Source organism: Nonomuraea diastatica, assembly GCF_004349015.1.
Taxonomy (GTDB): Bacteria; Actinomycetota; Actinomycetes; order Streptosporangiales; family Streptosporangiaceae; genus Nonomuraea; species Nonomuraea diastatica.
In genome coordinates this window covers 39,497-48,141 of record NZ_SMKP01000067.1, presented here as the reverse complement: position 1 = coordinate 48,141, position 8,645 = coordinate 39,497, and the positions used below count along the sequence as shown (strand labels likewise).

At 70.4% G+C, this 8,645-nt stretch carries 8 protein-coding genes and 1 pseudogene; all 9 read left to right on the top strand.

The window, feature by feature from the left end; translation table 11 throughout:
• A pseudogene (locus E1294_RS23590) lies at positions 1–538 on the top strand (hypothetical protein); the annotation flags it as partial.
• Positions 539–695: 157 nt separating this feature from the next.
• Positions 696–1,130, top strand: a complete 435-nt coding sequence (locus E1294_RS23585; RefSeq protein ID WP_132511574.1) for a VOC family protein — start codon at positions 696–698, stop codon at positions 1,128–1,130.
• Positions 1,131–1,170: 40 nt separating this feature from the next.
• The gene (locus E1294_RS23580; protein WP_132511572.1) at positions 1,171–1,635 is read left to right on the top strand and encodes a helix-turn-helix transcriptional regulator; all 465 of its coding nucleotides are present in this window, start codon (positions 1,171–1,173) and stop codon (positions 1,633–1,635) included.
• A 199-nt stretch (positions 1,636–1,834) separates the two neighbouring features.
• On the top strand, positions 1,835–2,641 hold the full coding sequence (locus E1294_RS23575; RefSeq protein WP_132511570.1) for an ABC transporter ATP-binding protein: 807 nt from the start codon (positions 1,835–1,837) through the stop codon (positions 2,639–2,641).
• Positions 2,628–3,335, top strand: a complete 708-nt coding sequence (locus E1294_RS23570) for an ABC transporter ATP-binding protein (protein ID WP_132511568.1) — start codon at positions 2,628–2,630, stop codon at positions 3,333–3,335. The genes E1294_RS23575 and E1294_RS23570 overlap by 14 nt, the downstream gene beginning before the upstream one ends.
• Positions 3,336–3,373: 38 nt before the next feature.
• Positions 3,374–4,615 carry an ABC transporter substrate-binding protein gene (locus E1294_RS23565; protein ID WP_132511566.1) on the top strand — a complete coding sequence of 414 codons (1,242 nt, stop codon included), beginning with the start codon at positions 3,374–3,376 and terminating at the stop codon, positions 4,613–4,615.
• A gap of 9 nt (positions 4,616–4,624) precedes the next feature.
• Positions 4,625–5,488, top strand: coding sequence for a branched-chain amino acid ABC transporter permease (locus E1294_RS23560; RefSeq protein ID WP_132511564.1), 864 nt, complete (start codon positions 4,625–4,627; stop codon positions 5,486–5,488).
• Positions 5,485–6,489 (top strand): branched-chain amino acid ABC transporter permease, encoded by a 1,005-nt coding sequence (locus tag E1294_RS23555; RefSeq protein WP_220447900.1) that lies wholly within the window; start codon positions 5,485–5,487, stop codon positions 6,487–6,489. Before E1294_RS23560 ends, E1294_RS23555 begins: the two co-directional genes overlap by 4 nt.
• Positions 6,490–6,704: 215 nt before the next feature.
• The gene (locus E1294_RS23550; RefSeq protein WP_165977439.1) at positions 6,705–8,588 is read left to right on the top strand and encodes a helix-turn-helix domain-containing protein; all 1,884 of its coding nucleotides are present in this window, start codon (positions 6,705–6,707) and stop codon (positions 8,586–8,588) included.
• Positions 8,589–8,645: the final 57 nt, after the last annotated feature.

The window sequence follows — 8,645 nt, the reverse complement described above, 5'->3', positions numbered from 1 at the left end:
CCCCCGGACCGAACGGTTCCTCCTCGACCCGCCCCCGGGCGTGACCGGCGTCTCGGTGGACGTCGCGGACGGCGTCGAATGCGTCGTGGACGGCGGCGAGCTGCGCGTGACCACGGTCCCCGGTCGGCAGTCGGGCGCCGCGTTCACCGGCCCCGTCCGCTTCACCTGTGGCCCTGGCCGGATGCCGCTCGGCGACTGGGAGGAGCACGGCCTGGCCGGCTACAGCGGCGGCGTGCGCTACCGCGCCACGGTCACCGCCCAGGCCGGGCCGGGCGAGCTCGACCTCGGCCGGGTCAGGGGCACGGCGGAGGTCACGGTGAACGGCCGCCCGTGCGGGATCAGGGTGTGCTCGCCGTACGTCTTCGACGTCGAGCTGGACGACGGTGACAATGCCGTCGAGGTCCTGGTGCTGGGCACGCTGGCCCCCTATTTCGACGAGATCAGTCCCACGCACTTCGTCTTCGCCGGCCAGCGCGTCACGGGCCTGTTCGGCCCCGTACGCCTGCGCGTGGCGATGGTGGACCCGCACGCGCCCTGAGGCGGCTCCCGCCCGGACGTGCTCTTCCGGGTTCGGCTCCGGCGGCGATGGCGAAGGCGCGGGGTGCACCAACGGTTTCTCGGTGTCGGCGAGCTGACCGCAGGACCGGTCAGGATCGGAGAAGCGCCGGTCATCGGGTCGCGGTTAACGTGGCGGTATGGACGTCACCATTCACACGACCTTCCTCCCGCACGACGACCCGGAGGCCTCCCTGGCCTTCTACCGCGACACTCTCGGCTTCGAGGTGCGCAGCGACGTCGGACAGGGCAAGATGCGCTGGATCACGGTCGGCCCTCCCGGCCAGCCGGGCACGTCCATCCTCCTGGCGCCGCCGGCCGCCGACCCCGGCATCACCGAGGACGAGCGCCGCACCATCCTCGAGATGATGGCCAAGGGCACCTACGGCTGGATCCTGCTGGCCACCCGTGACCTCGACGGCCTCTTCGAGAAGGTGCAGGCCGGCGACGCCGAGGTCGTCCAGGAGCCGACGGAGCAGTCCTACGGTGTCCGCGACTGCGCCTTCCGCGACCCCGCGGGCAACCTGGTCCGCATCCAGGAGCTTCGCCGGGCGGGCTCCGCTCTCGGGAGGTGAGCCGGTCCCGCTCTCAGGAATCGACGAAAGGGGTTGTCTCATGTGCCATCCCGCATGGGGGCGCGCTCTCACCGCGGCGGAACGCCTGAAGGACCTCGCGCGACTGCGCCGCGTCCGCGACCGTATCGACAGGGAGTACGCGCAGCCGCTGAACGTCGAGGCGCTCGCCCGCGGCGTGCACATGTCGGCCGGGCACCTCAGCCGCCAGTTCCGGCTCGCGTACGGCGAGTCGCCGTACGCCTATCTGATGACGCGTCGCATCGAGCGCGCGATGGCGCTGCTGCGCCGCGGCGACCTCAGCGTCACCGAGGTCTGCTTCGCGGTCGGCTGCTCGTCGCTGGGCACCTTCAGCACCCGTTTCACCGAGCTGGTCGGCATGCCGCCCAGCGACTACCAGCGCCGCGCGGCGGGTGTCGTGGCGGGGTTGCCTTCCTGCGTGGCGAAGCAGGTGACGAGACCGCTCAGGAACCGGGAAGCGCCGGTCGCCGAGCCGCAACCGGCGTGAGTCACGTACGTGGTGCGCGATCAGCAGCACGGCGGGCCGTAGTCCGCCGAGGACCACGTGGTGTGTGCGCCAGCTCATAGTGGGCTGCCGGAATGTGTGTCCTTCTCACCTGGTCCACCGGCCCGGCTGCCACTTAGCGTTCACGGTTACGGCGGCCTGAGCGTGACTCGGGTCACGTCATGACGCGCGAGGAGGGCGCATGGGCGCAGATCCGGTGGGGAGCGGGCACGGTGCCGCCCCGGGCGGATCCGTCCCCGTCCTGAAGGTGCGCGGGCTGAGCAGGGAGTTCCGCGGCTTCCTCGCCGTGGACGGCGTGGACCTGGACGTGGCCGAGGGCAGCGTGCACGCGCTGGTGGGACCCAACGGCGCCGGCAAGACCACCCTGTTCAACCTGCTCACCGGCTTCCTCAAGCCGACCGCGGGCAGCGTGTTGCTGGCCGGCGGCCGGGAGCTGGCCGGGCGCAGCCCCGAGGCGATCACCCGGCTGGGCGTGGCGCGCTCGTTCCAGATCACCAGCCTGTTCGCCGAGCTGACCCCGCACCAGCACGTGGAGCTGGCACTGGCGAGCCCCACCGGTCTGGGCTGGCGGTTCTGGCGTTCCGACCGGGCGCTGGCCCGCTTCGCGGAGCGCGCGGAGGAACTGCTCGACCAGGTCGGGCTGTCCGGCCAGGGCGACGTCCCGGCGGGCTCGCTGCCGTACGGGAGCAAACGCGCGCTGGAGCTGGCGCTCGCCCTGGCCCTGGACCCCAAGGTGCTCCTGCTCGACGAGCCGACCGCCGGGATGGGCGTGGAGGACGTCGACCGTACGAGCGCGCTCATCCGCAAGATCCGTGCGGGCCGCACCGTGGTCCTGGTCGAGCACAACATGAACGTGGTGGCCAGCCTCGCCGACCGGGTGAGCGTCCTGCAGCACGGCAAGGTGCTGGCCGAAGGCCCGTACGCCGAGATCCGCCACGACCCGCGGGTCATCACCGCCTACCTCGGAGACTCCCATGCTGCGCGTTGACGGGCTGTCGGCCTGGTACGGCGAGGCGCAGGCCCTGCGCGAGGTGTCGATGCGGGTCGACGAGGGCGAGATCGTCACGCTGGTCGGCCGCAACGGCGCGGGCAAGACCACGCTGTTGCGCTGCCTGATGGGACTGCACGGCTCGTACGGCAGGACCACGGGCACGGTCTCGTTGTCCGGCGAGGACATCACCGGCCTGGCCCCGCACCGCAGGGCCCGCCGCGGCCTCGGCTTCGTCCCCGACGACCGGGGCGTGTACGCCACCTTGTCGGTGGAGGAGAACCTGCTGCTCCCGCCCGTGACCAAGGGGAGCCAGGAGCCGTGGTCGCTGAAGCGGGTGTACGAGACGTTCCCGCCGCTGCGCGAGCGGCGCCGCTTCCCCGGGACGAAGTTGTCGGGCGGTGAGCAGCAGATGCTCGCGCTGGCCCGCGTGTTGCGGACGGGCGCCCGGCTGTTGTTGTGCGACGAGCCCACCGAGGGCCTGTCGCCGCTGATCGTCCAGCAGATCGGCGAGATCCTCCGCGAGGTCAAGGCGGCCGGGGTGACCGTGCTGCTCATCGAGCAGAACGTGCACTTCGCCGCCACCGTCGCCGATCGGCACTATCTGCTCGCCGAGGGCCGGATCGTCGAGTCCATGGACAACGACCAGGTCCGCGAGCGTGAGCACGAGCTGCTCGAATACCTCGGAATCTGACGATCACCACGCCGCTGGGAAACAGAGGAGATGCCTGAATGAGAGTCACAGGCTGGAGCGGCTGTCTGGCCGCCACGGGGCTGCTGCTGGCCGGGTGCGGGGGCGGGCCGGGCGGTGGCGACGAGAAGATCAGCGACGGCAAGGTGGTGCTGGCCGTGCTGAACGACCAGTCGGGCATCTACGCCGACACCTCCGGGCGCCAGACGATCGAGGCCGTCAAGATGGCTGTGGCCGACCATCAGGCGAAATATGGTGACAAGACGGTGGCCAAGACGATCGAGGTGAAGGACGCCGACCACCAGAACAAGCCGGAGATCGCCAACTCCAAGGCGCAGGAGCTCTACGACCGGCAGCAGGCCGACGTGATCCTCGACGTGCCGACCTCCTCGGCCGCGTTCGCCGTCGCCACCATCGCCAAGAACAAGAAGAAGGTGTTCATCGACGTCGGCGCCGCCAGCACCGAGCTGGAAGGCAAGCAGTGCAACAAATACACCTTCCACTACGGCTACAACAGCTACATGCTGGCCCACGGCACCGGCAGCGAGGTCACCAAGGACGGCTCCAAGAACTGGTACATCGTCTACCCCGACTACGCGTTCGGGCAGGACATGGAGAAGACCTTCAGCACGGCGATCAAGGCCGCGGGCGGCACCGTGGTCGCGTCCGACCCGACGCCGTTCCCCAACGACAACTTCTCCACGTTCCTGCTCAAGGCGCCGAACCTGGACCCCAAGCCGCAGGTGCTCGGCACGATGCAGGCCGGCGGTGACCTGGTCAACCTGGTGAAGCAGTACAACGAGTACAAGCTGCGCGACAAGGGCGTCGGTCTCGCGGTCGGGCTGCTGGCGCTCAGCGACATCCACTCGCTCGGCTCGGACGCCCTGGCCGGGACCCGCTACACCGACATGTGGTACTGGAACGCCGACGAGAAGTCCCGCGCCTGGGCCGACAGGTTCCACGCCAAGACCGGCAAGCGGCCCACCGCCAACATGGCGGCCAACTATTCGGCCGCCCTGCAGTACCTGGAGGCCGTGCAGCGCGGCGGCACCGACAACTCCGACGAGGTGGTCGAGCAGCTCGAAGGCCACAAGATCGAGGACATGTTCGCCCGCAACGGCACCATCCGCGCCCAGGACCACCTGCTGCTGCACGACGCCTACCTGTCGCAGGTCAAGCCGTCCAGCGAGGTCAAGGAGCCGTACGACTACGTGAAGGTCCTCAAGACCATCCCGGCGTCGGAGGCGTTCCAGCCGCAGCCCGACCCCGCCTGCAAGCTGTAGGCGGCCGGCGTGCTCCAGCAGGCGTTCAACGGGCTGGTGGGCGGAGCCTTCTACGCTCTGCTCGCCCTTGGCCTGTCCGTCATCTTCGGGATGCTCGGCGTGGTCAACCTGGCCCACGGCGCGTTCTACATGCTCGGCGCCTTCGGGGCGTTCATCGCGCTCGACTCGTTCGGCCTCAACTTCTGGTTGTCCCTGCTGCTGGTGCCGCCGCTGCTCGGCGTCGCGGGGGTCGTGCTGGAACGGCTGTTCATCCGGCGGCTGACGCCACTCGACCCCCTCTACAACTTCCTGTTCACGTTCGGTCTCGCGCTCATCCTGCAGGACCTGGTGAAGCGGGAGTACGGGGTGAGCTCACAACCGTACCCCAGGCCGCCGGCCCTGGACGGCACGGTCGACCTGGGGCTGTTCACCTACCCGGCCTACCAGGTGTTCGTGCTGGCGGTGTCGGTGCTGATGTGCGTCGCGGTGTGGCTGGTGCTCACCCGTACCCGCGTCGGGATGATCGTCCGGGCCGCGACCGAGCGGTCCGAGCTGACCCGGGCGCTCGGCATCGACGTCGGCCGGTGGGTGACCCCGGTGTTCGGCTTCGGGATCGCGCTGGCCGCGTTCGCCGGGGTGCTGGCCGCGCCGATGCGGGCGGTCAACCCGCTCATGGGCGCCGACCTCATCATCACCGTCTTCGCGGTCGTGGTGATCGGCGGTCTCGGCTCGGTGTTCGGCTCTGTCGCCGCGGGCTTCGCCGTCGGGCTGGTGTCGGCCCTCGGCAACCTGTACGTGCCGGCGCTCTCCCAGATCCTGGTGTTCATCCTCATGGCCGTCGTGCTGTTGTGGCGCCCGGCCGGGCTGTTCGGACGCGAGGAGGCGTTCCGGTGATCCTGACCAGGCTGGCGCGCTCGGGCCGGGGCGGATGGCTGCTCCTGGCGGCCGGGCTCATCGCCGCCTTCGCCCTGCCCTGGCTGATCTACCCGCCGGTGGCGCTCGACATCGCCTGCTGGGCGCTGTTCGCCGCGTCGGTGGACCTGCTGCTGGGCTTCACCGGGTTGCTGTCGTTCGGGCACGCCGCGTTCTGGGGCGGGTCGGCCTACTGCACCGGCCTGATCGCGCTGCACACCGGGCTGCCGTTCCCGGTCGCGATCGCGGGCGGCGCGGTGTTCACGGCACTGCTGGCGCTCCCGATCGGATTCCTGTCGGTACGGCTCAGCGGCATCTATTTCGCCATGGTCACCCTGGCCTTCGCCCAGATGATCTATTTCGTCGCCAACCAGTGGCGGGACGTCACGGGCGGGGAGAACGGCCTGCAGGGGATCCCCCGGGAGTTGTTCGGGCTCGACCTGTCCGACTCGTTCTTCTTCTACTACGCGGGCCTGCCGTTCGTGCTGGCCGGCTTGTTCGTCGCCTGGCGCATCGTACGCTCGCCGTTCGGCCGGGTGCTGGTGTCCATCCGCGCCAACCCGGACCGGGCGCGCGCCCTCGGGTACCCGGTCGACCGCTACAAGCTGCAGGTCTTCGTCCTGTCCGCCGCGCTCGCCGGGACCGCCGGGGGAGTCTTCGCCATCGGCCACGGCTTCGCCTCGCTGGAGGGCGTGTACTGGACCACCTCCGGGCAGGCCGTGATGATGGTCATCCTCGGCGGGATCGGCACGCTGTGGGGCGGCGCCATCGGCGCGGCCCTGATCGTCCAGCTTCAGGACTTCCTGGCCACCGCGGGGTTCGCCGAGACCGGGATCATCACCGGCTTGATCTTCATCGTGGTCGTGCTGGTGTTCCGCCGGGGCATCTGGGGAACGGCCCGCCACCTGCTGGCCGCCCGGGGTACGCCCGCGCCCGCCGACGTGGCCGCCGAACCCAGGAAGTCGGTCGACACCCCGGCCTGACCGTGAAAGCCCGCCCGTTGAGTGGGTGAACGCTCCGTACAATCACCTATCTCCGCAGCAGCCTGGTAATTCGCGATTCACGGGACTTGACTGGTCCCCATTGTGGACGCGCGAATGCTACAACGATGGGCAAGTCATCGATCACGCGGCGGCCGGCAACGCCGGCACCTGCGGACGAGTCCTGCGGACGTGCCCGCGTTGACGGGAGCGAGGGTGTGAACAGGCGCAGTTTCCTCCAGCTTCTCGTGGACGGGGCCCCGCTGCCCCACTACGACGAGGTCCTGCACGACGCGGTGGCGGGCGCCGCCTCACCCGCCGAGATAGCGGATCTGCAGGCCGAGCACACGCTCGCGCTCCAACTCCGCGACACGCTGGAGAAGCGGCGCAGCCGCCATGAACAGCAGCGTGCGCTGGTCGAGTGCGCGAAGGAACTGGCGGAGGACCGCAGCGACCCCGACACGATCCTCAGCCTGATCGTGAGCCAGGCACAGCGGCTGCTCGGCTGCGACATGGCCTACCTGAGCCTCAACGACAACGAAGGCCGGGCGACCTGCATGCAGGTGATGGTCGGCGCGACCTCCTCGGCGTGGAAGGACGTCAGGATTCCGTTCGGGATCGGCATCGGCGGCAGGGTCGCCGCCACGGGCACGCCGTTCTCGACGCCCGACTACTTCAGCGACGAACGGCTGACGCACGACCCGGCGGTCGACACCTCGGTCAGGGCGGAGCGGCAGGTGTCGATCGTCGGCGTGCCGCTGCGCACCAGCGCCGTCATCGGGGTGCTGTTCGCCTCCAACCGCACGCCGGGGTGGTTCTCCCACGACGCCATCGCCCTCCTGGGCTCCTTCGCCACCCTCGCCGCGACCGCCATCGAGCAGGCGCGGTCGAGGTACGACCGAGAGCAGACCCTGGCGGCGCTCAGGAAGGAGAACGAGGCTCTGCGGCAACGTACGGTCGACCAGGAAAGGGCGGTCGCGGCGCACGACCAGAGCATGGCCATCGTGCTCCGGGGCGGTGGCGTGCAGGAGGTCGTGGCCGCGGCGGGCGATCAGCTCGGTGGTGTGCTCGCCATCTTCGACGAGTTCGAGACGCCCGTCGCCTGGACACCGGGGGCGTCCCACGAGGTGCTGCGGGCGATGTCCGCCGCGGCGGGCGGCGCCGCGGGCCGGCCCGCCGTCGCCCACGACGGGACGTACTGGGTCACCGGCCTCGTCGCCGGCACCGAGAACCTCGGCACCCTGGTGTGGGGCCCGCCGGCCGCGTCCGTCGGCGACCTGGACAGGCGGCTGCTCGCCCGGGCGGCCGTCGTCGCATCGTTGCTCCAGCTGTTCAGCCGCAACCTCGCCGCCGCGGAGGCCAGGGTGCGCGGCGAGTTGCTGGACGACCTCCTCACGCCCACCCCCCGCACGTACTCCTCACTGGCCGAGCGGGCCCTGCGGATCGGCTACCAGCCCCAGAAGCGGCATGCCGTCGTCGTCGCGCACATCCGCGCGGAGAACCGGCAGAACCTCGCCTCCGTGGCGTCCGACCTCGCGGCCGCCCGCGACGGTCTGAGCACCGTGCGGGACGGCCAGGCGATTCTCGTCGTCCCCTCCGACGACCCGTCGCTGACGGGCCGCCAGATAGCACGCTCGATGACCACGCGGCTGGGGTCGCCGGTCACCGTCGGCGCCGCGGGACCGGTCGACGACCCGGCCGACCTGCCCAGCGCCTACGCGGAGGCGCTGGCCTGCGTACAGGCCCTGCTCCGGCTCGAACGGGTGGGAGCCGCCGCCACGGCCGACGACCTCGGGTACGCAGGACTGCTGCTCGGCGACGGCGCGTCCGCGGTGCGCTTCGTGGAACGCACGCTCGGGCCGGTCATCCGGCACGACGAACAGCGGTCCACCGCGCTGATGGAGACGCTCGGAACCTACTTCGCCACCGGGCAGAGCCTCGCCGCCAGCGCCAAACGGCTGCACATCCACCCGAACACCGTCACCCAGCGCCTCGACCGGGTCAGACGCCTGCTCGGCATGGACTGGAACAGCCCAGATCACACGCTGGAAGTGCAGCTGGCACTGCGGTTGCACCGGCTCCGCCGCGAACTCGACGACTGACGCGACGCGGGCGCGTCGGTACGTCTCGGGATCCACGGCCTGCCCGCCGCCTTCCCC

Bases quoted from the DNA above. Each gene is read 5' to 3' on its own strand.
- E1294_RS23570 (WP_132511568.1), top strand. From the start codon at position 2,628: ATGCTGCGCGTTGACGGGCTGTCGGCCTGGTACGGCGAGGCGCAGGCC.
- E1294_RS23575 (WP_132511570.1), top strand. From the start codon at position 1,835: ATGGGCGCAGATCCGGTGGGGAGCGGGCACGGTGCCGCCCCGGGCGGA.
- E1294_RS23585 (WP_132511574.1), top strand. From the start codon at position 696: ATGGACGTCACCATTCACACGACCTTCCTCCCGCACGACGACCCGGAG.
- E1294_RS23580 (WP_132511572.1), top strand. From the start codon at position 1,171: ATGTGCCATCCCGCATGGGGGCGCGCTCTCACCGCGGCGGAACGCCTG.
- E1294_RS23565 (WP_132511566.1), top strand. From the start codon at position 3,374: ATGAGAGTCACAGGCTGGAGCGGCTGTCTGGCCGCCACGGGGCTGCTG.